Source organism: Acinetobacter sp. FDAARGOS_515 (assembly GCF_003938865.1).
GTDB classification, from domain to species: domain Bacteria; phylum Pseudomonadota; class Gammaproteobacteria; order Pseudomonadales; family Moraxellaceae; genus Acinetobacter; species Acinetobacter ursingii.
Map to the genome: position 1 here is coordinate 1,494,269 of NZ_RKIX01000003.1, position 25,425 is coordinate 1,519,693.

24 protein-coding genes are annotated in these 25,425 nt (G+C 42.9%); 13 read left to right on the plus strand and 11 right to left on the minus strand.

What is annotated here, in order from left to right; translation table 11 throughout:
* The first annotated feature begins 100 nt into the window (after positions 1-100).
* From nrdR to EGS47_RS08595, 4 genes are read left to right on the plus strand one after another with little or no spacing between them, the layout of a single operon-like run.
* Positions 101-568, plus strand: a complete 468-nt coding sequence (nrdR, locus tag EGS47_RS08580) for a transcriptional regulator NrdR (protein WP_005001774.1) — start codon at positions 101-103, stop codon at positions 566-568.
* On the plus strand, positions 561-1,661 hold the full coding sequence (ribD, locus tag EGS47_RS08585; RefSeq protein WP_010588816.1) for a bifunctional diaminohydroxyphosphoribosylaminopyrimidine deaminase/5-amino-6-(5-phosphoribosylamino)uracil reductase RibD: 1,101 nt from the start codon (positions 561-563) through the stop codon (positions 1,659-1,661). Before nrdR ends, ribD begins: the two co-directional genes overlap by 8 nt.
* Positions 1,658-2,950, plus strand: a complete 1,293-nt coding sequence (locus EGS47_RS08590) for a DNA adenine methylase (protein ID WP_005001778.1) — start codon at positions 1,658-1,660, stop codon at positions 2,948-2,950. Before ribD ends, EGS47_RS08590 begins: the two co-directional genes overlap by 4 nt.
* A 39-nt stretch (positions 2,951-2,989) precedes the next feature.
* Entirely contained in the window at positions 2,990-3,652 is a 663-nt protein-coding gene (locus tag EGS47_RS08595; RefSeq protein WP_005001779.1) for a riboflavin synthase, read from the plus strand.
* Positions 3,653-3,702: 50 nt separating this feature from the next.
* Here EGS47_RS08595 and EGS47_RS08600 read toward each other — a convergent pair whose 3' ends face one another.
* From EGS47_RS08600 to EGS47_RS08615, 4 genes are all read right to left on the minus strand, one after another.
* Positions 3,703-3,921: a hypothetical protein gene (locus tag EGS47_RS08600; RefSeq protein WP_004995372.1), complete on the minus strand. Its 219-nt coding sequence runs from the start codon at positions 3,919-3,921 to the stop codon at positions 3,703-3,705.
* Positions 3,922-4,058: 137 nt separating this feature from the next.
* Positions 4,059-4,670, minus strand: coding sequence for a hypothetical protein (locus EGS47_RS08605; protein ID WP_005001781.1), 612 nt, complete (start codon positions 4,668-4,670; stop codon positions 4,059-4,061).
* A 29-nt stretch (positions 4,671-4,699) separates the two neighbouring features.
* Entirely contained in the window at positions 4,700-5,107 is a 408-nt protein-coding gene (locus tag EGS47_RS08610; protein WP_005001784.1) for a DNA polymerase III subunit chi, read from the minus strand.
* On the minus strand, positions 5,100-6,548 hold the full coding sequence (locus EGS47_RS08615; RefSeq protein WP_005001786.1) for a leucyl aminopeptidase: 1,449 nt from the start codon (positions 6,546-6,548) through the stop codon (positions 5,100-5,102). Before EGS47_RS08615 ends, EGS47_RS08610 begins: the two co-directional genes overlap by 8 nt.
* Before the next feature lie 159 nt (positions 6,549-6,707).
* Here EGS47_RS08615 and lptF point away from each other — a divergent pair, with 159 nt between their 5' ends.
* The 4 genes from lptF (at position 6,708) to EGS47_RS08635 (ending at position 11,756) form a co-directional block, all read left to right on the plus strand.
* The gene (lptF, locus tag EGS47_RS08620) at positions 6,708-7,811 is read left to right on the plus strand and encodes an LPS export ABC transporter permease LptF (RefSeq protein WP_005001788.1); all 1,104 of its coding nucleotides are present in this window, start codon (positions 6,708-6,710) and stop codon (positions 7,809-7,811) included.
* Complete coding sequence (gene lptG / locus EGS47_RS08625; protein ID WP_005001792.1) at positions 7,811-8,881, plus strand: LPS export ABC transporter permease LptG; 1,071 nt, start codon at positions 7,811-7,813, stop codon at positions 8,879-8,881. The genes lptF and lptG overlap by 1 nt, the downstream gene beginning before the upstream one ends.
* A gap of 131 nt (positions 8,882-9,012) precedes the next feature.
* The gene (gene gpmI / locus EGS47_RS08630; RefSeq protein ID WP_005001794.1) at positions 9,013-10,563 is read left to right on the plus strand and encodes a 2,3-bisphosphoglycerate-independent phosphoglycerate mutase; all 1,551 of its coding nucleotides are present in this window, start codon (positions 9,013-9,015) and stop codon (positions 10,561-10,563) included.
* An 11-nt stretch (positions 10,564-10,574) separates the two neighbouring features.
* Positions 10,575-11,756 (plus strand): S41 family peptidase, encoded by a 1,182-nt coding sequence (locus EGS47_RS08635; RefSeq protein ID WP_005001795.1) that lies wholly within the window; start codon positions 10,575-10,577, stop codon positions 11,754-11,756.
* A 17-nt stretch (positions 11,757-11,773) separates the two neighbouring features.
* Here the strand turns inward: EGS47_RS08635 and EGS47_RS08640 are convergent, their stop codons facing one another.
* The 3 genes from EGS47_RS08640 to EGS47_RS08650 are packed head-to-tail and all read right to left on the minus strand — an operon-like array spanning position 11,774 to position 15,449.
* The gene (locus EGS47_RS08640; RefSeq protein WP_005001796.1) at positions 11,774-13,204 is read right to left on the minus strand and encodes a sigma-54-dependent transcriptional regulator; all 1,431 of its coding nucleotides are present in this window, start codon (positions 13,202-13,204) and stop codon (positions 11,774-11,776) included.
* A 19-nt stretch (positions 13,205-13,223) separates the two neighbouring features.
* Positions 13,224-14,792 carry an ATP-binding protein gene (locus EGS47_RS08645; protein ID WP_005001798.1) on the minus strand — a complete coding sequence of 523 codons (1,569 nt, stop codon included), beginning with the start codon at positions 14,790-14,792 and terminating at the stop codon, positions 13,224-13,226.
* A gap of 21 nt (positions 14,793-14,813) precedes the next feature.
* Positions 14,814-15,449 carry a response regulator gene (locus tag EGS47_RS08650; protein ID WP_004995355.1) on the minus strand — a complete coding sequence of 212 codons (636 nt, stop codon included), beginning with the start codon at positions 15,447-15,449 and terminating at the stop codon, positions 14,814-14,816.
* Positions 15,450-15,663: 214 nt separating this feature from the next.
* Here EGS47_RS08650 and pbpG point away from each other — a divergent pair, with 214 nt between their 5' ends.
* Entirely contained in the window at positions 15,664-16,725 is a 1,062-nt protein-coding gene (gene pbpG / locus EGS47_RS08655; protein ID WP_080632309.1) for a D-alanyl-D-alanine endopeptidase PBP7/8, read from the plus strand.
* Between the two features lie 102 nt (positions 16,726-16,827).
* Here the strand turns inward: pbpG and thrC are convergent, their stop codons facing one another.
* From thrC to xerD, 4 genes are all read right to left on the minus strand, one after another.
* The gene (thrC, locus tag EGS47_RS08660; protein WP_005001803.1) at positions 16,828-17,967 is read right to left on the minus strand and encodes a threonine synthase; all 1,140 of its coding nucleotides are present in this window, start codon (positions 17,965-17,967) and stop codon (positions 16,828-16,830) included.
* Between the two features lie 60 nt (positions 17,968-18,027).
* Positions 18,028-19,329: a homoserine dehydrogenase gene (locus tag EGS47_RS08665; protein WP_010588808.1), complete on the minus strand. Its 1,302-nt coding sequence runs from the start codon at positions 19,327-19,329 to the stop codon at positions 18,028-18,030.
* 136 nt (positions 19,330-19,465) lie between these two features.
* On the minus strand, positions 19,466-20,281 hold the full coding sequence (locus EGS47_RS08670) for a DsbC family protein (protein ID WP_005001805.1): 816 nt from the start codon (positions 20,279-20,281) through the stop codon (positions 19,466-19,468).
* Between the two features lie 155 nt (positions 20,282-20,436).
* Positions 20,437-21,357, minus strand: a complete 921-nt coding sequence (gene xerD / locus EGS47_RS08675; RefSeq protein WP_005001806.1) for a site-specific tyrosine recombinase XerD — start codon at positions 21,355-21,357, stop codon at positions 20,437-20,439.
* Positions 21,358-21,504: 147 nt separating this feature from the next.
* Between xerD and EGS47_RS08680 the strand changes: the two genes are divergently transcribed.
* The 4 genes from EGS47_RS08680 to murD all read left to right on the plus strand — a co-directional run bounded on the left by EGS47_RS08680 (position 21,505) and on the right by murD (position 25,413).
* Positions 21,505-21,771 carry a FeoA family protein gene (locus tag EGS47_RS08680; protein WP_005001807.1) on the plus strand — a complete coding sequence of 89 codons (267 nt, stop codon included), beginning with the start codon at positions 21,505-21,507 and terminating at the stop codon, positions 21,769-21,771.
* Entirely contained in the window at positions 21,768-23,624 is a 1,857-nt protein-coding gene (gene feoB, locus EGS47_RS08685) for a ferrous iron transporter B (protein ID WP_005001808.1), read from the plus strand. Before EGS47_RS08680 ends, feoB begins: the two co-directional genes overlap by 4 nt.
* A gap of 31 nt (positions 23,625-23,655) precedes the next feature.
* Complete coding sequence (locus EGS47_RS08690) at positions 23,656-23,907, plus strand: DUF6587 family protein (RefSeq protein WP_004995339.1); 252 nt, start codon at positions 23,656-23,658, stop codon at positions 23,905-23,907.
* Positions 23,908-24,066: 159 nt separating this feature from the next.
* Positions 24,067-25,413: a UDP-N-acetylmuramoyl-L-alanine--D-glutamate ligase gene (gene murD, locus EGS47_RS08695; protein WP_125269534.1), complete on the plus strand. Its 1,347-nt coding sequence runs from the start codon at positions 24,067-24,069 to the stop codon at positions 25,411-25,413.
* Positions 25,414-25,425: the final 12 nt, after the last annotated feature.

The following is a 25,425-nucleotide window of genomic DNA, read 5'->3' on the forward strand; positions in this document are numbered from 1 at the left end:
AACAGCCCTCGTGGCTGTTTTTTTGTTTATAGAGAGATGATTTAGTCTTTGTCCAATCTTTGCTACACTAGCTCTAAGAATGAATTCATTTTGAGCTGCTATGCATTGTCCTTTCTGCAACGCCGCAGACAGTAAAGTCATCGATTCACGTCTTGCTGCTGAAGGCTGTCAAATTCGTCGCAGACGTGAATGTCTCCATTGTGGTGAACGCTTTACAACTTTTGAAAGTTATGAAGTGGTGATGCCTCGTGTGATTAAATCAAACGGCAAAAACGAGCCTTTTGACGAGGCTAAATTACGCCGTTCACTGATGCATGCTCTGCAAAAACGTCCTGTTACCCAAGAGCAAATTGAAACGGTTTTGAGTGATATTCAATTGCAAATCAGACGTTTGGGTGAGCGTGATGTTAAGTCTCGTAAGATTGGCGAGGTTGTGATGCAGGCATTGTTTGCACTGGATCATGTCGCGTATGTCCGTTTCGCTTCTGTCTATCAGGACTTTCAGGATGTCGAAGCATTCCGTCGTCAAATTGAACAAATGCAGCAACGTGAACACGAACATGACTAAAGTAAGTCACTTAGATCAACAAGATCATTATTGGATGGCGCAAGCATTGGCTGAGGCGAAAACTGCCTTGTATCGAACCCGTCCAAATCCTGCTGTAGGTTGCGTCATTGTCAAAGATGATCAGATCATTGGTCGTGGCGCGACGGCACCTGTTGGTGGTTCACATGCCGAAGTCTTTGCCTTACGTGAAGCGGGTGATCGTGCTGAAGGTGCAACCGCTTATGTGACCCTAGAACCTTGTGCACATTTTGGTCGAACGCCACCGTGTGCTGAAGCGCTAGTCCGTGCCAAAGTCACCCGCGTGGTGATTGCAACACTCGATCCAAATCCCTTAGTCGCTGGCAAAGGTCAAAAAATATTAAACAATGCAGGGATTACCACACAGGTGGGAGTGCTTGAGCAGGATGCCATTGAACTTAATCGTGGTTTTTTAAAAGTCATGGCGGGAGGTTTGCCCTATGTCCGCCTGAAAGTCGCTTCGAGTTTAGATGGGCGAACCGCAATGGCATCAGGTGAATCCAAATGGATTACAGGTGTAGATGCGCGTCTGGATGTACAATATTGGCGGGCACGTTCAGCTGTAGTGATCACGGGCATACAAACTGTACTTGCAGATGATTGCCAGCTCAATGTACGAGTACTTGCGGATGTCGAGGATATCTCTGCCATTGCTCAACCCAAACGTTTAATCTTGGATCGGCAGGGGCGTTTACCCTTAACGGCTAAAATTCTACATGCACCTGAAAGCTTAATGGTGATGGGGCCATTTCGTCAGGAACTTGCAGATTTAGGTGTGCTACAATTGCCTGTTCAATCCCTACGCGAACTTCTTGCGACCTTGTCCAAAGAATATCATTTGTATGATGTGATGGTGGAGGCAGGAACGACTTTAGCGACGGCATTTTTACAGGAAAAACTGGTCGATGAAATGATCAGCTATATTGCTCCCACATTATTGGGGCAATCGGCACGTGCCATGTTTAGCGCTGATTTGCACAAAATGTCAGAGCAACTTCGATTTAAGCTGTTTGATGTGACGCAAATTGGTCAGGACATCCGCTTAAGACTTATCCCGATTCAAGAGACAGTATGAATTCAGAGGCTTCGGTTTATCATAAACGCCGTCATGCGGCACGAACCACAGATGAATATCTATTTCACCAGTTGGTGCCATATTTAGGCAACAAACGCAGATTATTGCATCTGATTTTAGAAGCACTGGAAATTACGGGAACGCTGAACAGTAAAAAGAAGAATCCCCCGATTTTTGCCGATTTTTTTGCAGGCAGTGGTGTCGTATCGCGTCTGGCACGACAAAACGGTTATCGTGTGATTGCCAATGATTGGGAACCTTATAGCCATGCTTTAAATCATGCGATATTGGCCTGTGTCGATGCGCCTGCATTTAAAGAGTTAGGTGGTTATCAAAAAGCCATTGATTATTTGAATCGCTTGCCTGAAGTCAAAGGCTGGGTAACGCATAATCTGTGTCCACGTAATGATGATGTGTATGATCCGAGTCGCGACCGTTTATTTTTTAAACGTCGTAATGGCATGCGGATTGATGCGATTCGTCAGCAGATTGCGACATGGCAAGCGCAGGGTGCGATTAATGATGTAGAAATGAGTGCACTGTTGGCACCTTTACTCTATTCTGCCAGTTTTGTCAGTAATACCAGTGGTGTATTTAAAAGCTTTCATCAAGGCTGGGGTGGTAAAACCCAGACCGCATTAGAACGGATTGAATCTTTGCTTTGGCTGACCCCAAGCCGTTTTTGTGAAATTGGCGATGCTAAACGTCCTGCGGCTGAAATGTGGTGTGTCGATGCACAGCATCTCGCCAATCAAATGAGTGGTTTTGAAGTGGATGTCGCTTATCTGGATCCACCTTACAATCAACACGCCTACAGTAGTAATTACCATGTTTTGAATGCCTTAACCCTTTGGGATCAAGTGGATTTGCCGCCACCCGATACGAAGGGCTACAAGAGCGGGATTGATCGGGCATGGCGTAAAGAACGTCCAAGTCCCTATAACTCATCCAGACATGCCAAAGATGCTTATGAAAAATTACTGGCGACGATTAACGCACGTTATATTTTGACCAGCTATTCGACTGATGGGAATATCGATCCGAAAGATTTACTCACGGCCAATTTGAAACGCGGCAAAGTGACCTTATTAACACAAGATGTGCCACGTTATCGAGTCAGTAAGCAACGTCAGTCTGAACGTGCTCGGGTACTTGAGTTTATCGTGATTACCGATACACATGCCAAATCAGGACCGCCGCTGCGTCAGCTTTTAGGACAACTGTATCACTTTGCAGAATTGGGTGGGGTTGATACGTCTGGGCCAAATACCCAGCTTGCACTTTGGTAAGCAACACATTTATGCAGAATCAATATTTGGAGCAGCAGCATGTTTACAGGCATTATTGAAAGTTTAGGCAAAGTTGAAAGCCTGCAAAACGTAGGTGGTGATGTGCGCTTACGCATTCAAACTGATCTGGATATGTCCGATGTGCATTTGGGAGATTCGATTGCAACCAATGGGATCTGTCTAACTGTAATCGAGTGGGGTAGTGACTGGTATGCCGCAGATGTATCACGTGAAAGCCTTAATCGGACGACACTTGGACAATGGCGAGTCGGTCAGCCTGTCAATGTGGAAAAGGCGATGCTACCGACCACACGCTTTGGTGGGCATATTGTTAGCGGCCATGTCGATGCGGTGGGTGAAATTACATTGGTGCGCGAAGATGCCCGTTCGATTTATTATGAAGTAACAGCTCCTGTTGAAATTGCCAAATATTTGGCAGAAAAAGGTTCAATCACCGTGGATGGCATTAGCCTGACGATTAACCATTTACGGGGCAATATTTTAAGTTTGAATCTGATTCCGCATACGGCTGAACGCACTAATATTTCCACATGGAAAACTGGGGCAAAAGTAAACTTAGAAGTGGATGTGTTGGCGCGTTATATTGAGCGTCTTCTACTAGGCGATAAAGCCGCAGAGCAAGGTCAACAATCTGCTGATATTAGTATGGCTTTTTTGGCTGAAAATGGTTTCTTAAAATAAAATATTGTTGAAGATTTAAATGTGCCCAGTTTTTAAACTGGGCATTTTTATTAGTGTTTGGTGACAGTTAATGACGTTGAACCTAGCCACGATTTAAGGGTTTCTGGTATCGCGACGGAAAATGTACCATTTTGCGATTCCTGTTTCAAGAAAATGGAAAGAGAGCTGAAATCGTCGCGACTCATGTATAAATCCTGAGCAGATAAAGTCCAAGTCTCGCCTGTGGTTAACTGGGCAATCTGTGCGGAGATATTGCTAAGTATGTTCATGAATTTTTCCAGAAATGGGTCAAATGTTTAACAGTATTATAAAGTTAATCGCAACCGCGATATGACTATCATGTGACAAGGATGTGTCAGTTTGATGACAATCTGGAAAAAATAAAGAATTGAATTCAATATAGATTCTAAAAATTTGAGTTTTTTAGAATGTATTCGATTTCTTCTTGCGCTGCGGTATGCAGTTTGGCTCTAAATACGGTCACTGCCTGCTCAATCAAGCTATCTGCTTCAAGTTCCAGCCGTAAACGTAAGCTTTCTAGTTCAGACTGAATTTGATCATCTGATATTTGGTGGCGGGCGTGTGAATAATCTATCGCTACCTGCTCTGGGTTTTGATGATAACGAGCAGTCTGAGTTTCAATCTCTTGCTGGATATGACTGCGTAAAGCCATTAACTCATGAGTTTGTTGTTGAAATTTATGAGCTTCATCCGCTTGTAGTGACGCTGCATATTGGGCTTGTTGTTCTCGTTTTTCTGCAAGCGATTGTTCAAGTGCTTGCTGTTTACGAATATGCGCTTGTTCAATCAATTCTGCTTTTAAATCAGCATAGGCTTGATCAATTTTATCCAAAGAGATCTGCTGTGATTTTTGATCTTGCGTTGTCCATGTTTCAATGACCGTCTGTGGCAGTAATAAATCACAAATTCGGGCAAGATCATCCTGATAAGTTTGACGAACCGTTTCTGGCGCGTTTAACCAACGTTTTTTAAAATCCTGACCGACATTGAGTGCCACTCGCCATCTCCTTACATTTTAATGGACTTTTACAGTTTAAAGGTGCGGGGTTCGATCCCTAAGCGACGATAAAATTTAAATTTTTCTCGCCCAAGCTGTTTGGCAGCTTCATTATTTTCAATAATCTCAATAATGTGACCAAACTGCTCAATTTGTTCAAGTGCCTGATTGTTAAAATTAAACACAAACCAGTCAGATTGATCGGGTAATTGCGCGGAAATACAAACAGGTGCATGAACTTGATCAATCCCATGCGCAATAAAGCTTTGCGGATCAAATGACCACAAAGCCTCATCTAATTCATCCTGTAAAGTTTGATCTGAGCAATACCACCAAATCTTCGGATGTTTTTTCAATAACTTACGGCATAAACGGCAAGCACTGTCGACTTGCCGTTCCTGACTGGTTTCAAATAAATAAAAGCTGATATTAGCCATGCGCTTTAACGCGATTTGCCAAGAACTGGACTAAAAGTGGTACAGGGCGACCCGTTGCGCCTTTGTTTGGACCAGATAGCCAAGCCGTGCCTGCGACATCTAGATGTGCCCAACGGTAGTCTCGGGTAAAACGCTGTAGGAAGCAGGCTGCGGTAATTGCACCCCCATAAGGCCCGCCAATATTGGCGATATCAGCAAATGGTGAATCGAGTAATTCCTGATAGTCATCACTCACAGGCATACGCCAAACGCGGTCAAAGGACTGTTCGCCTGCCTGTAAGAGTTCATTCGCCAATTCATCATCAGGTGAGAATAAACCACTTAACACTTTGCCCAATGCCACCACACAAGCACCTGTTAACGTTGCTATATCAATGACCAGTGCTGGGTTAAAACGCTGAATATAGGTAAGCGTATCGCACAGCACCAAACGACCTTCGGCATCGGTATTTAAGATTTCTACAGTTTGTCCACTCATAGTCGTCACAATATCGCCCGGACGAGTTGCTTGTGCAGACGGCATATTTTCTGCCGCAGCAATCGCGCCGACCACATGAATCGGTAAACGTGCTTCGCATAAGCTTCGAATCGTACCTAATACTGACGCAGCACCACACATGTCAAATTTCATCTCATCCATGGTTTGTGCAGGTTTGATCGAAATCCCGCCTGTATCAAAGGTCACGCCTTTACCAACCAAGACCACGGGAGCCTGATCGAGTTTGGAATTGTATTCGAGAGTGATCACACGTCCCGGACGCGCAGAACCTTTGCTGACTGCAAGAAAGGCATTCATGCCCAAATCCGCCATTTGCTGTTCATCCAGTACCGTGACTTTGAGTAAATCTGGAAACTCATTGGCAAGGGCTTTGGCTTGATCTGCCAGATATTCTGGAAAACAGATATTTCCAGGACGATTACCCAAATCACGCGCAAGGGCTTGACCAGATTGTAAGGCTTCAATCAGTTGTAACTGGTCGTAATTTAAACTGCTATTGGTGCTGATCAAGTTGATGGTTTCGAGAACAAACTCATTCTTTTTCGATTTAAACTCATCAAAACCATAAGCCGCTTGTGACAGGCTTAAAGCAAAGAGATAATGCAAATCAGCAGGAAGTGCTGAAAGATCGATATGAATTTGTTTGAATTTGGTTTGTGTGGCTTTAATAATGCTCTGCGCCAGTTTCGCTATTTTTGCGGCTTTAACATCGGCAGCATCGCCTAAACCCAATAAAGTGACATTAGGAATGGTTGCTAATTTTCCGATAAGAGGCAAGCTTTCATTGAAACTGGCTTTATAATGTACGTGTTCAAATAATTTTTTTAATTCATTGATTTGATATGTTTTTTCAATGCTTTCAAGCTTATTGTTATCGACCAGAATCAGCAATGATTCAGCAGATGAGTTTTGTGGCAATGCGGAATTAATCGTATATTTCATATGCGGTCTGGATGCCTATTTAAATATGTTCATTGATGCCTACCATTGAAACACTTTCCTGACATCAGTTTCAATTGGCAAGTGTAGGATAGGTTTTATATTTTTAACATTCGGGTAAACTATGCTGTATTGCGTTTGTCCATTTTGGAAGTATTCACTTTGATTATTCGGCGTTATCTCGTCAAGCAAGTCGTGTCAACCAGTCTGGTGGTGGTCAGTATTTTGACGCTGATCGTGCTAGGCGCAAGACTGATCAAATATTTTGGTGTTGCCGCACAGGGACGTCTGGATGTCAGTGTCCTGTTCAGTATCATTGGTTATCGTTTACCTGAGTTTCTAATCTTATTACTGCCGCTCAGTTTCTTTATTGGCTTGATGCTGGTGTTTGGTCGCTTATATGTCGAACATGAAATGGCGGTACTCAATAGTAGTGGAGTCAGTAAACACAAACTTGCGCGTTTATTGCTGCCGATGACCTTGGTTTTTGTGATCGTTGAAATGATACTCATGATGTGGGTATCACCGTGGGGATTACGCCAGTTTAATGAGTTGTCATCGACTCAAGCGTTGCGAACAGGTTTCGATTTGGTACGTCCTAAGGAATTTATCTCTTCTGGACCCTATACGATTTATGCAGGTTCATTATCAGAAGATCGAAAAAACTTAAAAGATATCTTTGTTTATATTAAAGCGGAAAAAGTAGGCAAACCTGATCAATTGGTTGTAGCTAAAGAAGCGACGCGTGTCGAAATGGCTGATCAGACGGCCAGTGTCGTCGATCTGACTCAAGGACGGCGTTACGAGATTTATCCTGACACTGCCAAATATGTACAGGCCGAGTTTCAGACTTGGCGCTTTCGCATCGAAAATAATAAAGAAGCCACTTATGATTCTAATGATGTTTCGGCTTTACAGATGTCAAAACTTTGGGAAAATCGAAATGATCCTGTGATTGCCAGTCAGTTGGGATGGCGTATTTTTGCACCATTTTCAATGTTTGTTGCGTTGGCACTGGCGGTGGCTTTATCTGAAGTCACTCCGCGGCAGGGACGTTATCTGAAACTGTTTCCTGCATTGATGATTTTTGCCAGTATGATCGTGTTGCTGATTGCGGCTCAAACTCGGATTAGCCGTGGTGAATTTGGCATCTGGGTTTATCCTGCGATATTAATGACTTATTTTGTTGCTGCCTTGCTCTTTGCCAGAAAACAAAGCCTTGCACCGAAGATCAAACGTAAGATCAAACAAGTGAGATCATCATAATGTTAGCTCAAAAGATATTGTCCAGATACGTGACCAAGACGACCACATTGATGATGTTAGGAACGCTTCTGGTGCTGGTGTTCTTATTTATCTTGTTTTCTTATATTGGCGAATTAGGTTCACTCAAAGAAGGTTATGGTGCGTGGGATGCCTTTAAATATGTGATGTGGGATTCCCCCCATAATGTCATCAAGCTGATCCCGATTGCGGCTTTGATTGGTGCTGTGCTGGGCTTGGGTTCTATGGCATCTAACAGTGAATTAATCGTGATGCGCGGTTCGGGCGTCAGTCTCTGGCGAATTGTCGGTTGGGTGATGCGTCCTGCATTTTTGTTGGTCATTTTGTCATTTTGTATTAGTGAATGGGTGATTCCATATACCACTGAACAGGCAAAGGGTGTCAAAACTCAAAGCACTGTCGCTGCTTTAGGTGAAGTGCGAGGTTATTGGACCAAAGAAGGTAATCATTTTTACTATATCGATTATGCCAATTCCAAGGGCAATCTAAATGGCATTCAGGTCGCGTCTTTTGATGACGACTATCGCTTAGATACAGTCATCAAAGCGAAAACAGGTCAGTTTATTCGTGACGGTGAGTGGGTTTTAAAAAATAATCAACAGCTTAATATTTTGCCCAATGGTGATGCCAGCTTTCAGAAGATTCCAACGAAAGATTTATCTTTAGCCTTGCAGCCTAAGTTTGTACATATGGTGACACTCGATCCTGAAGAGTTGGCGCCAAGCGAGTTGGTCGGTTTTATGCGCTATATGCATGAATATAGCCAGATTCCTAAAACCTATCAGCTCGCATTTTGGAAAAAAGTCGGCTCGCCTTTTTCATTGATTGCCCTGACGCTGATTGCCTGTTCCTTTATTTTTGGACCGTTACGCCAACAATCAATGGGTTTTCGTTTGGTGATTGCCTTGTTTGTAGGCTTAAGTATTTTCTATTTACAGGACTTTTTAGGCTATGCCAGTTTGGTGTATTCGCCATCTCCAGCATGGTTTATTTTTATTCCAATTCTGTTCATGTTTGGGGCAGGCAGTTATTTGTTATATCGGGCGCGTTAATGTTCAAATGACTACCAGATCGTCTGAATCAATCATGCTAAATGAGTAAAGTGATCATCTGTGCATAGAGTCTTGGACTAAAATTCGGTAAGATAGTGCGACGAAATTGTAGACAAAAAAGAGTATCAATCATGACGGATGCAACTGCTGGCAAAATCCCTCACGTTCTTGTAATTATGGATGGTGTGGGTCATCGTGAAGCGGTCGAAGACAATGCTTTCTTGGCAGCAAAAACCCCTAATCTTACGATGATGAAACAAAAGCATCCGCATGGTTTAATTTCTGGTTCTGGTGAAGATGTCGGTTTACCTGACGGTCAAATGGGTAACTCTGAAGTCGGACATATGAATCTGGGTGCAGGTCGTGTTCTATATCAGGACTTTACCCGTATTACCAAAGAAATTCGTGATGGCGCATTTTTTGAACATGAAGTGCTGGTTGATGCGGTTGAAAAAGCCAAAGCCGCAAATGGTGCAGTGCATATTATCGGTTTGTTGTCTGAAGGCGGTGTGCATTCGCATCAGGATCATATTGTTGCCATGTGTGAGCTGGCGCTAAAACGTGGTGCTCAAGTCTATTTACATGCCTTTTTGGATGGACGTGATACGCCGCCAAAAAGTGCGCAGCCATCTTTAGAAAAACTGGATCAGGTCTTTGCGCAATATCCAGATCAAGGTCGTATAGCCACCCTGATTGGTCGTTATTTTGCAATGGATCGTGACAATCGCTGGGATCGGGTTGAGCAAGCGTATCGTTTACTCACTGAAGGTGAAGCAGTTCGCGTCGTGAATAGCGCTGTTGAAGGTTTAGAACAAGCCTATGCCGCAGGTGAGAGTGACGAGTTTGTCAAAGCCACTCGGATTGGCGAGCTTGCCAAAGTTGAAGATGGTGATAGCATCGTATTTATGAACTTCCGCGCAGACCGTGCGCGTGAGTTAACACGAGCCTTTGTTGAAAAAGATTTCGCAGGATTTGAGCGTAAAGTTGTTCCCGCATTATCTAAATTTGTGATGCTAACCCGCTATCAAGCGACGATTGATGCGCCTGTAGCGTATATGCCAGAAGATTTGAAAAACTCAATTGGGGAATACTTGTCTGATTTAGGCAAAACCCAATTGCGTATTGCTGAAACTGAAAAGTATGCCCATGTAACGTTTTTCTTTAGTGGCGGACGTGAAGATGAATATCCGGGTGAAAAACGCATTTTGATCCCATCTCCAAATGTCACGACTTATGATTTAAAACCTGAAATGAGCGCGTATGAAGTCACAGATGAATTAGTGAATGCAATTAATTCAGGTGAATATGATTTATTGGTCGTGAATTATGCCAATGGCGATATGGTGGGGCATACCGGCGTTTTTGATGCCGCGGTGAAAGCGGTGGAAGCGGTAGATCGCTGTTTAGGTCGTGTCTATGAAGCGGTCATGGCAAACCACGGTCATATGTTGATTACAGCAGATCATGGTAATGTAGAACAAATGCAGGATTACCATAGTGGTCAGGTGCATACTCAACATACGACTGAAGCAGTTCCATTTATTTATGTTGGACCAACTCAGGCTGTGATTGCTGAGGGCGGGATTTTAGCTGATGTAGCACCAACATTATTGCATTTGATGCATATTCCTGTACCTGCTGATATGCAGGGACGCAACTTATTGACCCTGACCCACGAATAAAAGGTGACTGAATGGCGCAACACATGAAATTGGGTGCAATCTTTGCAGGCATTTTAATGTGTTGCAGCGCGATTTCAACATCATTTGCAGCACCGATCGAGGCAGCAAGTGGACTGGACTTTGATGAAGATACCGAACAGCATTATGTTGAGATTCCAGTCGATTCTATTCAACAATTTGTTCAGATTTATGGCATCGTCAAAGATAACTATGTCGATGTCAAACCTGATGAGGTTTTATTTCAGCAAGCAATAAAAGGCTTAGTAGGTGGGCTGGATCGTTATTCACGCTATTTGTCTGCGGAAGATTATAAACAATTGATGCAATATACCGAAGGCGATTTGGCATCGGTTGATTTTGCGCTTGTATTTGAACAACACACCAAACAATGGCAGATTCGGGATCTAAAAGAAGGCTCAGATTCTTATAAATTAGGTTTAAGAAATGGTCAAAAAGTGATTAAGATTGATGACCAAATCATTCAAAATCTTAATCATGAACAAGTGTATGCACTTTTATATGGATCAATTGGTTCGACCTTACAAATTCAAACTTCATTGATGAATACGCCTCAAACCTTGGTGCGTAATAAAAAAATGGAAGCTGATATTCAGCCAGTGCTCTTACATAATCAGGTTTTGGTTTTAAAAGTTAAAGTTTTTCAGCAAGATACTGCGAATGAAATTAAACGATTATTAGAAGAATACGATATATCCAAACTGAAAGCAGTACTGATCGATTTGCGTAATAATCCTGGTGGTTTGCTTTCAGCAGCCGTTGAAACTGCCGATTTATTTTTAAATCAGGGAGTTATTGTTTCGACCAAAAGTCGTTCGGAAGGCAATCAACAATTTCAGGCGCTACCCAGCAGTGAATTTCAAAAAGTAAAATTAGGAATCCTCATTAATCATCGTTCGGCTTCTGCGGCTGAAGTATTTACTGCTGCCATGAAAGACCATAAACGTGCTTGGGTGATTGGCGAAAAGAGCTATGGTAAAGGTGTTGTGCAAAAACTGTTCCCATTGCCAGATGGTGCAGCTTTACAGATGACGGTGTCGCATTATTACACGCCAAATGGCTCAATGATTGATGGTAAAGGCATACAGCCGAATATTCTGTATCCTTTACCAAATGAAATGCGTGATGAAAATTATCTGGATAATGTCGCTGAGGTTTTGCTCAAGCAAAAATAATCATCAACAAAAATAATTTAAATCTCTTCAGTATCTAACCCAAATTTTTTCAGGCGATAGCGCAAAGATCGAAAAGTCATGCCTAGTTTTTTGGCCGCCAAAGTACGATTCCAATGCGTCAAATTGAGTGCATTTAAGAGAATCTCTTTTTCAACGTTTTCTAAATATTGTTCTAGCCCTTCATGTGGCAGTTTGTTGCCTGCCAATGTCGTAGGCACTGAGTGATTTGAATTTGCGCTAGAAAGATAATCAGAATGATGTTGAATCGGTGCCATTGCTTGGCTATAACGAAAAGGCGCGGTTTGTAAGTGAGGTAAATCAATTTGATGGTCATCACTTAAAGTAATGGCGCGTTCCATCATATTACGTAATTCACGAACATTACCGGGGAAATATTGTTCTAATAAAAAAGCCTGAGCGCGTTCAGACAGAATCTTGACTGGAATTTCCCATTCAGCGCATACTTTTTGAATAAAATGATGGGCGAGGAGTAAAATGTCCTGTCCACGTTCACGTAATGGAGGAAGCTCAAGATCCATCACATGAATGCGAAAAAATAAATCCTGACGGAATTTGCCTTGTTGTACCAATGTTTCAAGATCCTGATGACTGGCACTAATGACGCGAAAATCCACATCAATTTCGTGTTCAGAACCCACTGGACGAACTTTTTTCTCTTGTACAGCCCGTAACAGTTTAACTTGCATATTCAAAGGTAATTCGGCGATTTCATCCAGAAATAAACTACCGCCATGTGCCGATAAGATTAGGCCTTGCTTGTCTTGAGTTGCGCCGCTAAAACTTCCTTTTTTGTGACCAAATAGCTCACTCTCTAAAAGTTCACTGGGAATTGCGCCACAGTTAATGGCAATAAATGGGCCTTCGCTGCGATTACTTAAACGGTGTACCAGATTGGCGATCACTTCCTTGCCTGTGCCAGATTCTCCTGTGACAAAGACGGGTGCTTGTGAGCGTGCAATTTTCTTAAGAGTAGTGCGTAGTTGCTGGATCGGTGCAGAACGGCCAATGAGCAGTCTGTTTTCCAGACTATCTTCATCATTGATGATCTGTTTTTGTGGTCGATTAAAAGCTTTTTGTAATAATTGTTCTAAATGGATTTGGTTGACAGGCTTACTGACAAAATCAAAAGCACCTGCTTTAAGTGCTGCAATTGCAATATCCATGTTGCCATAGGCGGTTAACACCGCGATCGGCAAGTGACTCCAGTGCTGTGTAACATAATGCACCAGATCTAGCCCATTGCCATCAGGCAGATTCAAATCAGTCAAACAGGCATCATAATTATTGTTTTGCAGAAGTTCTTTCGCCTGCGCAATACGATAAGCACAATGTGTTGCTATCCCCATACGTGCCAGCGTCATTTGCATTAACGCACAGAGATCTTCTTCATCATCAACCAGTAAAACCAGCGGTTGTTTATTCACCATAACCCCATGAAACCTAATATTATTTATCTTTTGTTGAGCATTGGATTCTAAAACATGCTCCTTTTTGTTGTTCCACATAACTGAGCTTGGCGTGATTGGCTTCACACAGACTATGGGACAAATATAATCCTAAACCAGTTCCCTTGATTTCGGTACTAAAAAATGGCTTAAATAGTTGCGATATATCACGTTTTTCGATGCCATTGCCAAAATCAATCACATCAATGAATACTTCAGCTTGAACCATACGTACGGATAATACAATCTGATCAACATCTGGATCATTATGGCGTAATGCATTGCGAATCAGGTTGATTAAAACTTGGGTTAACTGTTTTGGATCAAATTGAACGATTACCTTCTCGGTCATCTCCAAGCGGATTTGATGTTGAACATCGGATAAATCTTCAGTCAGTAAATGAGACAAAAAGCTATCTAACTCAATCAGCATCGGATGCGTGGTGTCATTGCGCGCCATACGCAATGTATCTTCAATAATATCATTGATACGTTTTGATTGTTTACTGATCATTTTTTGCAGTAAATGCTGCTGTTCAGATTCGCTGCCAATATACAGTTCATTGGCCTGTACAATCGCTGCCAATGGGTTACGAATTTCGTGGGCAATACTGGCGGAAAGTTGTCCTAAAGCGGCAAGTTTAAGCTGTTGAACCTGTTGATTGAGCTGCTGCACATCCTGCAAGCGCAATAAAATTAAAGCCTGATGAGGAACGATCAAACGTTGTACCTTAATATGCACGTTATAAGTAGACAGTTGTGATTCAAAAATAAACTGTTCGCCGTCTTCTAAGGGATCAAATCTTAAGAGTTCAAATAAATCGGGCTGGGTTTTGGCCAACGGAAGTTGTTCATGCGCAAATAATGGCGGAATGCCCAACAGCGTACAGGCGGCTGGATTGCTGAGCACCACATGGTAGTTTTCATCTAATACCAGATAGCCATCATCAATTTGTTCTAAAATATAACGATTAATATTTTGAAGTTGATAAAGTGCTTGGGATTGACGAAAGCTAATATTTTCCAGAATTTTAAAATGTTTTACAGCAACCTGACCAATGCCATACATGACAAAAAACAAAAAAGCCAGTAAAGCACTATTTCCAATGGTGCTTAAATTATTATAATCAAAAAAACTTGAAAAAAACTGTTGATAGATCAGTGAAATAACAGCAAGAAGCGTGATCACCAAAGAGACTTTTCTGGGCAGTAAAATCGCGGCAGAAAACACCGTAATAACATACAGCAAACTAATATTTAAATTTGGTGCGCCCAGAGAAAACGTCAGCAACCCCAATGCGATGACATCAACCACAAACAGTATAATCAATTGACGATCAATCTGTCGTGGATAAAACTTAAACAATAAAAACTGAATCAGACTGGCTGCGCAATAAGCGATAAGCGTATAAAAATACAACACAGGCTGATTGTAGTCAGCATTTAACTGCTCAGAAATGAGCTGAAAAATAATGATTAAACCTGTGACAATAAGCAGGCGGTAAAGGGTGTACCACAAACCTAAACGGTAAATCGTATAAGAAAGTGGCGTAGAAGATTGCGCCAGCATGATTGTATCTAACTCGAATACTTAAGGTTTGATGAGTCCGTAACGAATGGCAAGATGAGTGAGTTTGACATCACTATCAAGATCCAGTTTTTCAAAAATACGATAACGGTAAGTATTCACAGTTTTAACGCTCACAAAAAGCTTATCAGCAATTTCCTGAGCGCTGATACAATTGACCACCATCATCGCAACTTGCATTTCACGTTCTGAAAGTGCATCAAAAGGCGATTGCTGAGTATCTGATAAATAAGAACTGGCTAGTTGTTCAGCAATATCAGCACTGAAATATTTACCGCCTTGCATGACTTTATTAATCGCTCTGACCATCTCGGTAATCGGAGCACCTTTAGTAATATAGCCTTTGGCACCTGCCTTTAAGAGCAATGAGGGATAGGGTTCTTCTGCCAGTCCACTCACCGCGATAACTTTGGTTTCAGGTGCGGTTTGCAACAAGCGACGTGTAGTTTCGACCCCGCCAATGCCGGGCATATTCACATCAAGTAATACCACTTGAGGGTGTTGTTGACGCACTATGGCAATCGCTTCTTCGCCAGATTCTGCCTGTCCAATCACCTCAACACCAGTTTGATCTTCAAGCATACGACAGATCCCTGTACGTACTAATTCATGATCATCAACCACCAAAACTGTGATCACGCTGGCCTCCTTGGACTAAAAAAGATGTTTTTTTGTTACATAAAGCAAAATTTACTTGCAATGTAATGACAAAATTAGCAATCCTATTCACACAAGTTTGAGAGAATAGTTGTACACACTGCTGCCGTCATTATTTGCATGTCGTGCCTTCAAATGTAAGGCATAATGTAGGTAATAAGCAAATCTGTGTGTACCCTGAGTTGAGTAATTGATCGTGAAAAATTCTAAAAAGTCATTAATGCATGTCTTGAGCATGTCTGTTTTGTTTGCACTAAGCTCGGCAAGTTATGCGGAGATTATTGTTAATCCTTCATCGGGGAACGGATCTGCGTCATTAAATTGGTCTTCAGATCAAGCCAGTCAGCTTTTAAATGATGATGGCGAGTTCGAAGCAAGTCCACAAGGTTCAACCAGTATTAGTACAACGGTGCGCAGTCATGGCGCTGCACCAGCCGCGAATACGAATGTTTCAATTTCATCCACCCCGAAAGTCGTGATTCGTGACACGAGTGGCTATGGCTCTCAGCCTTCTGTCAATGCCCGAGCAGCATTGGTGATGGATGCTCAGACAGGTGAAGTACTGTATAGCAAAAATACCAATACAGCCTTTCCTATAGCGTCTTTGACCAAACTGATGACGGCTGTGGTGACTTCGGATGCACGTCTCGATATGTCTGAAGAAATCACCTTACAGCAAATCGATTTTGCGGGTGCAGGTGGCAAAAACTCTAGCTCAACGCTACGTGCGGGCGATACCATGAATCGTGCTGAAGTATTGTTGTTTGCTTTAATGAAGTCTGAAAATCCTGCGGCAGCGGCTTTAGCGAGAACTTATCCCGGTGGACGTAGTGCCTTTGTGGCTGCGATGAATGCTAAAGCACGTCAGTTGGGTATGACGTCAACGCATTATGTCGAGTCTACAGGTCTAGATCCGCATAATGTGGCTTCTGCACGTGATCTGGGAATTTTAGCCAGTGCAGCATCTCAATACGGTTTGATTCGTCAGTTTTCAACGACCCCGACCTATGACTTTAATCTGGGCTATCGCGTACTGAAGTCCAATAATACCAACGCATTAGTGCGTAATGGTGGCTGGAATATCAATCTGTCTAAAACAGGTTATATTAATGAAGCAGGGCGTTGTGTGGTGATGCATACCACTGTGAATTCGCGACCAGCAGTGGTGGTGTTATTAGGTGCATCAAGCTCGCAGGCACGTACCAATGATGCAACTAATTTATTGACTTGGTTATCTCAACAACCAAAACGTCTTTAGCAGATTTTAAAAAAATTTGATGTCATTTTAAATTTACGATCAATATGCCCATAATGAAAAAACCAGTTGCAAGCAACTGGTTTTTTCATGTCAAATCTAAACTTACATATTGGACAAAATAGAGTCTTTCACTTGAGTCATAGTGGCATCAATCGATAGCATGACTGCATCTGCACATTGTTTGATTGCAGTATCAGGGTCTTTTAAGCCGTTGCCTGTCACTGTACAAACGATCACAGAACCTTCTGCAATTTTACCCGCTTTGATATCACGAATCGCACCACCAATCGATGCCGCAGAAGCAGGTTCTACAAACACACCTTCATACATAGACAGTAAGCGTTGTGCTTCAAGAATTTCGCTATCCTGAAGTTCATCAAACCAGCCTTTAGAATCACGAACCACAGCTTTAGCATGATTCCAGCTTTGTGGATTACCAATACGAATGGCTGTTGCGACCGTTTCAGGTTGTTCTACAGGTGCGCCACGTAAGAAAGGAGCAGCGCCCGAAGCTTGATAACCCACCATGGTTGGTAAGCCTTCTGGTTTAGGACCTGTGAACTGATCTGTTGCAGCATCATAGATGACTTGTTCAAATTGATCCGCAGGCTGATTCGCCACTGCTTCGGTATAACCCATCCAGTGTGCCGTGATATTACCTGCGTTACCCACTGGTAAGCAGTGATAATCAGGCGCACGACCCAATGCTTCTACGATTTCATAGGCAATGGTTTTTTGACCTTGTAAGCGATAAGGGTTAATTGAGTTAACAATGGTGACAGGAGCCTGATCAGCCACTTCTTTCACCAGACGCATACCATCGTCAAAGTTACCACGGATTTGCATGGTGATTGCACCATACATCATGGCTTGCGCCATTTTACCCATTGCGATTTTGCCTTCTGGAATTAAGACAAACGCTTTGATGCCTGCACGTGCAGCATACGCCGCTGCCGCCGCAGAAGTGTTACCTGTAGATGCACAGATAATCGCTTTAGAGCCTTCTTCAACCGCTTTGGTGACAGCCATAGTCATACCACGGTCTTTGAATGAACCTGTTGGGTTTAAACCTTCATATTTCACATAGATTTCAACATCTTTACCAATCAGACGTGGAATGTTCTCTAGTTTAATCAGTGGGGTATTTCCCTCTCCTAAAGAAATAGCACGGGTCGTTGCTGAAACTGGCAAACGGTCACGATAACGATCAACAAGACCGGTATAACGATTGGCATTAGACATGAGATGATGTTCCAAATGTGAGGTAGAGCTGGTGAGAGGGGAGTGACCCTCTCCACCTGTTTAACTATCCAGCGATTCTAAACGAATTCGTACGATTTCGCCATGAATTGCAGGCAAAGCCTGAATTTTGGCAATCGCGTCATCCATTTTTGACTCAACGACAGGGTCAGTTAAGATCACGATCGGGATTAAGTCTTTTAAACGAGATTGTTGCATGATGGCATCGATGCTGATGCCAGCACGACTGAGAATCGTCGTAATATCTGCAAGTACGCCTGTCTGGTCTTCGGCATCGACACGTAGATAATACCCAGTGGTCATTTCTTCGCGTTTGAGGATAGGTAAATCTGTCAAAGCTTCAAAAGCCAGTTGAGGAATCGTTCCAGCACCATCTTCGGTATAAGAAATATCGCGTACAATATCCACAATATCCGCAACTACAGCAGAAGCGGTTGGGCCTGCGCCTGCGCCTGCGCCATAATATAATGTTGGGCCAACTGCATGAGCTTGTACGAGCACTGCATTTTTGACTCCATTGACATTTGCAATCAGTTGTTCTTCTGGAATTAGGGTTGGGTGGACACGTAGTTCAATACCATGTTCTGCACGGCGCGCAATACCGAGGTGTTTAATCCGGAAGCCAAGATCTTCTGCGTATTTGACATCCTGTGCGGTAATTTTACTAATCCCTTCGGTATAGACTTTGTCAAACTGTAGCGGAATACCAAATGCACAAGACGCCAGAATCGTAAGCTTATGTGCAGCATCAATCCCTTCAACGTCAAAAGTTGGATCAGCTTCGGCATAACCAAGTTGTTGAGCTTCTGCGAGCACGTCGGTAAAGGCACGACCTTTATCGCGCATTTCAGTCAGGATAAAGTTACCGGTACCGTTAATAATGCCTGCAAGCCATTCAATACGGTTGGCAGCCAAACCTTCACGAATGACTTTGATAATCGGGATACCGCCTGCAACGGCTGCTTCATAAGCGATCTGAACTGCATTATCTTCAGCAGCTTTAAAGAGTTCGTTACCATGTTCTGCAAGCAAGGCTTTATTGGCAGTCACGACCTGTTTACCATGCTTGATGGCTTCCATAATCACTTCATATGCAGGATGGATACCGCCCATAACTTCAACAACTACATCAACGTTGGGTTGACGTACGATTTCCATTAAATCTGCACTTTGCTGAATGCCTTCGAGCTCAAGATCGGGACGAGGACGGCGAGTGCCAACATGGGTAATTTGAATTTCACGGCCGGTGCGACGTTTAATTTCAGCGGCGTTTTCTTGTAATAGTTTAAGGGCTCCACCACCCACGGTTCCAAGACCGAGTATTGCCAGACGAACTGGTTTCACGTCACACTCCATACATGCATTAAAAAATAAACAAGGCTAGATCATAGCTAAAAAAAGCGCCAGACTCTAGGGCGAAGTGTGTTTTATCTTCGCCCAGTGTCAAATTTTTATAAGTGATGGGGATTACTGTGAATATTTATTTTTCCAGTCGTTTTACCAACTCATCTGGTGTGAGATATCCACCCAGATATTGACCATCACTGTTGTAAATTGCAGGCGTTCCATTGACCCCAATATTTAGACCCAGTTGATATTGTTCATGCACAGGGTTTTTACATTGTGGAGCTTGTACCGGCAAGCCTTGAATAGATTGATCAAATGCAGCTTTACGGTCTTCACTACACCAGATTGCTTGCATGGTTGGCATAAATTGTTCACCACGAGGCCATGCAATATAGCGAACTTCAATCCCTTTGCTGGTGATCTCACTGAGATGTTCATGTAATTTGTGGCAATACGGGCAGCTTGAATCGGTAAACACGTAAATCACATGTTTGGCTTTACCATTCGTGGCTGGGTAAACAATTAAATCTTCAGTTTTGAGTGCTGCAAATAATTTTTTATTTTCTGAAGATTGCAGTGCATCACCGACATTGGTCAGTTCTTTGTCACCTAAACGGATGACTTCCCCTTGAATAATATATTTGCCGTCACTGGTGGCATACACAGAACTCATGCCTTCCAGATTCACCCAATATAAATTGGGAACTTCGGTCGGTTTGATATCAATGACTTTAGCCTGAATATTGGCTTTTTTAAATTGTTGTTGTAGCGTGGTGATTAAACGTTGCTGGGCATTACGTTCACTGAGCGTTGAGGCTTCACCTGTTGCGGGCGCACTGGCTGTTAAAGTATCTTGTTTTTGTGCTGAGTTTTCTTTAGAGCAAGCTGAAAGGGCAAGAGCTGTTGCCACTGTACATGCTAAAAAAAGACGAGATCGGGTAAACAACATAGACGACCCTTTTATCAAAATTCTAAATCGGAAAGGGCTAAGAATAGCAAAAAAAACAAACAGCCATGTGGTTTATTGCACATCAACTGTAAAAAATAATAGCTAAATTTGTAGAGTTGATCACATTGTTTTGAGGGTTAATTAATCATTTTATTTTAACCACGTGGATGATGCTGAGCATGGAGTTGTTGCATACGAACCTGTGCGACATGGGTGTAGATTTGAGTTGTCGATAAATCACTGTGTCCCAACAGCATTTGCACTACACGTAAGTCAGCGCCATGATTAAGCAAATGCGTGGCAAAGGCGTGACGCAAAGTATGTGGCGATAAATCAGCTTGAATATTGGCCTGTAAGGCATAACGCTTAATGGCATACCAAAAATTTTGTCGGCTCATAATGCCGCCATGTTGAGTGAGAAATAAATAGTCCGTGCTGCTTTTATATAAATGAGGGCGAGATTGCGCCAGATAGTGCTCGACCCACTGTGTTGCAAATTGTCCCATGGGAACGAGGCGTTCTTTATTGCCTTTGCCTGTAATGCGTAAATAACCCTGTTTTAAATTAATTAAATCCAGTCGTAGATTTAAGAGTTCCGTGACACGTAAGCCACAGGCATATAAAACCTCTAGCATAGCGCGGTCACGAAGTCCTAACGCAGTTTCGGTGTCTGGTGCTTGTATCAGCGCTTCGACATCCTGTTCGGATAAGTCTTTAGGTAAGGCGCGTCCCAGTTTAGGACTTTTATGATTGGCCATCGGATTGTCTGTACGTAATTTTTGCTCACGTAAAAATTTATAAAATTGACGTAATGCGGACAGACAGCGTGCAATGGAACGCGGGCTTTTACTGAGTTTGGTCAGTTCAATCATGACCTCCGAGACATCATGACTTGACCAATCGGTCAAATTAACAGCAGATAAACTACCGCACTGGATTAAATCACTTAAATACGCATTGCGCGTATGGGGGCTGACGCTCTGAGCGACCAGATAATCACGAAAACCCTGTAAAAAACTAAATTGTTCAGGGATATTTACAGCCGCAGGAATACGAGGTTTTTTGCTGATGGTCATCTTTTTATCTCTTGCATGATCAGCACTTTAGGTGAAAAGTCACGCGCTGTCGAGCCTCTATTCGGGATGAGAATTGTAATTCTTCCTTATTTGTTAATTATTCTCATTTGACGTTATACTATATAAAAGAGTTCAGGATCAGATGCGGTGCGTTTATCAGAGTTAAAAGTTAAGCAAACTGCCATCATCACCAAGGTCAATCGTACCGTAGATGGCAATGCAGATCAGCAAGACCTTGTCGCAAGTCGCTTGGAAACACTTGGTTTTGTTCCGGGTGAGAAAGTTGAAGTCATCACCAAAGGTGTATTTGGAGGAGATCCGATTCTTGTCCAGTTAGGTTTTACGCGCTTTGCGCTGCGTAAAATTGAAGCTGAAAAGATTGAAATTAGCCAGAACGATGGAGTTCCAGCATGAGTGAAGTGCTTCGTGTCGCCCTTGTTGGAAATCCAAACTGCGGTAAAACTTCTCTGTTTAACCAACTGACTGGAACTCGTCAAAAAGTGGCGAACTATGCGGGTGTGACAGTTGAACGCAAAATAGGTTTTTTTGAATTACCTTCAAAAAGAACAGTACGGGTATTGGATTTGCCGGGTACCTATAGTTTGACTGCCACTAGCCCTGATGAAGCCATTACCCGTGATGTTTGTTTGGGTAAAATTGAAGGTGAAGAGCAACAGGATGCATTTTTATGTGTGGTCGATGCGACCAACTTGAAGCTGCATTTGGGCTTGGTGCTTGAGGTTTTGGAACTGGGTCGTCCTGTTCTGGTTGTACTGAACATGATGGATGAAGCGCGTCGCCGTGGAATTCAAGTCAACGCACAAAAACTCTCTGAGCGTTTAGGTGTTCCAGTTGTTGAAACAGTAGCTGTGCGAAATGCAGGCGTTGAAATGCTCAAGACTGCACTCGATCAAAATAAATTTAGCGTCCCGCATACTGAATTAAGTGGGCTTAAGGGTAGCCATCACCAGAAAATTGAAACCATTCTGAACGATGTCGTACATTATGTTGATCAGGAAGATAAACGTTCTGATTTTCTAGATAAAATCTTTTTGCATCCTGTACTTGGCTTACTCAGTCTTGCCATTTTAATGTTTGTGGTGTTTCAGGCGGTATTTGCTTGGGCAGCACCGTTTATGGATGGCATTGAAGCCTTTTTTGGTTGGTTGGGTGAAGTGGTCGGTGGTTTTATTACTCAACCGTTGCTGCACAGTCTAGTCGTCGATGGAATTATTGCAGGCGCAGGCGCAGTGGCTGTGTTTTTGCCCCAGATTTTGATTTTGTTCTTTTTTATTTTGGTTCTGGAAGAGTCGGGTTATTTACCACGTGCGGCTTTTTTACTCGATAAACTGATGTTTAAAGCTGGCTTGAGTGGTCGGGCGTTTATTCCGCTCTTGTCCAGTTTTGCTTGTGCGATTCCTGGCATTATGGCAACGCGGAGTATCAGTGACCCGCGGGATCGTTTTACCACGATCATGGTTGCACCACTGATGACCTGTTCGGCTCGCTTACCTGTCTATGCTTTGCTGATTGGTGCATTTATTCCAAATCAAACGGTCTGGGGTATTTTTAATCTGCAAGGATTGGTGCTGTTTGGTCTATACATGGCAGGAATTTTAAGCGCACTACTGGTTTCATTTGTGATGAAATTCTTTCAAAAAGATAAATCACAGCATGCTTTGTTGATGGAATTGCCTAGTTATCGTTTTCCAAACCTGAAAAGTGTGGGAATCGGTTTATTGGATCGTGCCAAGATTTTCTTGAAGCGTGTCGGTGGCATTATCTTCGCGTTATCAGTGTTGTTGTGGTTCTTATGTACATTTCCACAACCGCCAGAAGGTGCGACCTTACCTGCGATTGATTACAGTTTCGCAGGCATGCTAGGGCACTTGATTCAGCCTTTATTTGCGCCTCTTGGTTTTAGTTGGCAAATCTGTATTGCGTTGATTCCAGCGATGGCGGCACGTGAAGTCGTGGTTGCCGCATTGGGAACCGTCTACGCACTTTCAGCGACGGGTGGTGATGATGCGGTTGCGCAAAGTCTCAGTCAGTTAATTAGTGCGCCAGATACCGGTTGGTCACTGGCAACAGGCTTGTCATTATTGGTGTGGTTTATCTATGCGCCTCACTGTCTGGCAACTTTGGCGACGGTGCGTCGTGAAACAGGTTCGTGGAAATTTGTGGCGATTATGACGGGTTATTTATTTGGTTTGGCTTATCTGATGTCATTCCTGACCTATCAAATTGCATCACGGTTTTTTATTTAAGGCGTATGTTCTGCGCTCAACGGAGGCTGAAATGATTGAATATTTGATTATTGCGGTGTTGGTGATTTGGAGTGCCTTGGTGGTATTTAAAAAGGTCTTTCCGAAAACATCCAGTGCGACATTTTCTGCGTTGTCGGTCTTTTGTGAACAGCGCGGTTGGCATGTGCTGGCCAAGTGGCTAAAACCTAAAATGTCAGTAGGTTGTGCAGGCGGCTGTGGTTGTTCAAGTGATGACAAGCCGATGATTAAGAATAATGAAGTTAAACCCGTAAAATGGCATTAACGATTGAATGAAGATATTGTGCAAAAAGCCATCAACTTGATGGCTTTTTTTACGCGCTGACACAAAAAACGATGAATAAAATGAAAACTGAAAAAGTATTCAAAACTTAGAAATGCTAACATTTTGCATTCAATTCTGGCATCGATATGCGGAGCAAACATGCTAATACAACGGGGCGGATTAAAAGTCGTAGCAGGACTTGGTATTTCAGGGGTGTCTGCTGTGAATTTTCTACATGAACAAGGTTATCGGGTTGCGGTAACTGACTCACGTGAAACACCACCCGGTCATGATCAGATTCCTGCCGAAGTCAAAACCAGTTTTGGTCAACTGGATCTGGAATTGCTCCTACAAGCCGAAGAAATTATTCTAAGTCCAGGGCTTGCACCGCAACTTCCCGAAATTCAACAGGTGATTGCAAAAGGCATTCCAGTGGTCAGTGATATTCAATTATTACGTCGTGCTACAGATGTGCCGATTGTGGCGATTACAGGTTCAAATGCAAAAAGTACAGTAACAACATTAATTGGGAAAATGGCGCAGGATGCAGGGCGTAAGGTTGCAGTAGGGGGGAATCTGGGGCGTCCTGCGCTTGATTTACTTAAAGATCAACCTGAATTAATTGTACTGGAATTATCCAGTTTCCAGCTTGAAACCACATCTAACCTGAATGCGGCTGTGGCAGTTGTGTTGAATATGAGTGAAGATCATTTAGACCGTCATGGTGATATGTTCGGTTACCATAAAGCCAAACATCGTATTTTTCAGGGTGTTAAAAAAGTTGTTTATAACCGAGATGACAGTCTGACTCGACCTTTAGTGCCTGATCAAACGCCGATGCAAAGTTTTGGCTTAAATGCGCCTGATCTTAATCAATACGGCATTTTACGTGAAGATAATGGTACGTTGTGGTTAGCACGAGGTCGTGAACGTTTGATCAAAAGCTCCGAACTGTATATTCAGGGGACGCATAATGTTGCCAATGCACTGGCTTGTTTGGCTCTAGGGGAGGCGATTGGCTTACCACGAGATTCGATGCTAGAGACCTTAAAGCAATTTAAAGGCTTGGAGCATCGTTGTGAATATGTCAAAACCGTGCATGGTGTACGTTATTATAATGACTCCAAAGGAACCAATGTCGGTGCGACGCTTGCCGCGATTGATGGTTTGGGTGCCGCGATTGAACCTCAACAGGCAAAAGTGGTGGTGATTTTAGGTGGGCAGGGCAAAGGTCAGGATTTCAGCTTACTTAAAGCTTTGGTTGCTAAATATGTCAAAGTGGCGATCCTGATCGGTGAAGATGCGCCAATATTGCAAATTGCCTTACAGGGCAGTACCGAATTGATTCAGGCACAAAGTTTGAAGCAAGCGGTCGAATTGGCTCAAGCGAAAACAACTGAACATGATGTTGTATTATTATCGCCTGCATGTGCCAGTTTTGATATGTTTACAGGCTATCCAGACCGTGGGCATCAGTTTGTTGCCTGTGTAAATACACTGGTTTAATCAGAACAAGAA

Coding starts and splice junctions, on each gene's coding strand:
- EGS47_RS08600 (WP_004995372.1), bottom strand. CDS start 3,921: ATGAACATACTTAGCAATATCTCCGCACAGATTGCCCAGTTAACCACA.
- EGS47_RS08635 (WP_005001795.1), top strand. CDS start 10,575: ATGGCGCAACACATGAAATTGGGTGCAATCTTTGCAGGCATTTTAATG.
- thrC (WP_005001803.1), bottom strand. CDS start 17,967: ATGTCTAATGCCAATCGTTATACCGGTCTTGTTGATCGTTATCGTGAC.
- EGS47_RS08610 (WP_005001784.1), bottom strand. CDS start 5,107: ATGGCTAATATCAGCTTTTATTTATTTGAAACCAGTCAGGAACGGCAA.
- EGS47_RS08595 (WP_005001779.1), top strand. CDS start 2,990: ATGTTTACAGGCATTATTGAAAGTTTAGGCAAAGTTGAAAGCCTGCAA.
- EGS47_RS08640 (WP_005001796.1), bottom strand. CDS start 13,204: ATGGTGAATAAACAACCGCTGGTTTTACTGGTTGATGATGAAGAAGAT.
- lptG (WP_005001792.1), top strand. CDS start 7,811: ATGTTAGCTCAAAAGATATTGTCCAGATACGTGACCAAGACGACCACA.
- EGS47_RS08615 (WP_005001786.1), bottom strand. CDS start 6,548: ATGAAATATACGATTAATTCCGCATTGCCACAAAACTCATCTGCTGAA.
- murD (WP_125269534.1), top strand. CDS start 24,067: ATGCTAATACAACGGGGCGGATTAAAAGTCGTAGCAGGACTTGGTATT.
- gpmI (WP_005001794.1), top strand. CDS start 9,013: ATGACGGATGCAACTGCTGGCAAAATCCCTCACGTTCTTGTAATTATG.
- xerD (WP_005001806.1), bottom strand. CDS start 21,357: ATGACCATCAGCAAAAAACCTCGTATTCCTGCGGCTGTAAATATCCCT.
- nrdR (WP_005001774.1), top strand. CDS start 101: ATGCATTGTCCTTTCTGCAACGCCGCAGACAGTAAAGTCATCGATTCA.
- ribD (WP_010588816.1), top strand. CDS start 561: ATGACTAAAGTAAGTCACTTAGATCAACAAGATCATTATTGGATGGCG.
- EGS47_RS08590 (WP_005001778.1), top strand. CDS start 1,658: ATGAATTCAGAGGCTTCGGTTTATCATAAACGCCGTCATGCGGCACGA.
- feoB (WP_005001808.1), top strand. CDS start 21,768: ATGAGTGAAGTGCTTCGTGTCGCCCTTGTTGGAAATCCAAACTGCGGT.
- EGS47_RS08690 (WP_004995339.1), top strand. CDS start 23,656: ATGATTGAATATTTGATTATTGCGGTGTTGGTGATTTGGAGTGCCTTG.
- EGS47_RS08670 (WP_005001805.1), bottom strand. CDS start 20,281: ATGTTGTTTACCCGATCTCGTCTTTTTTTAGCATGTACAGTGGCAACA.
- EGS47_RS08645 (WP_005001798.1), bottom strand. CDS start 14,792: ATGCTGGCGCAATCTTCTACGCCACTTTCTTATACGATTTACCGTTTA.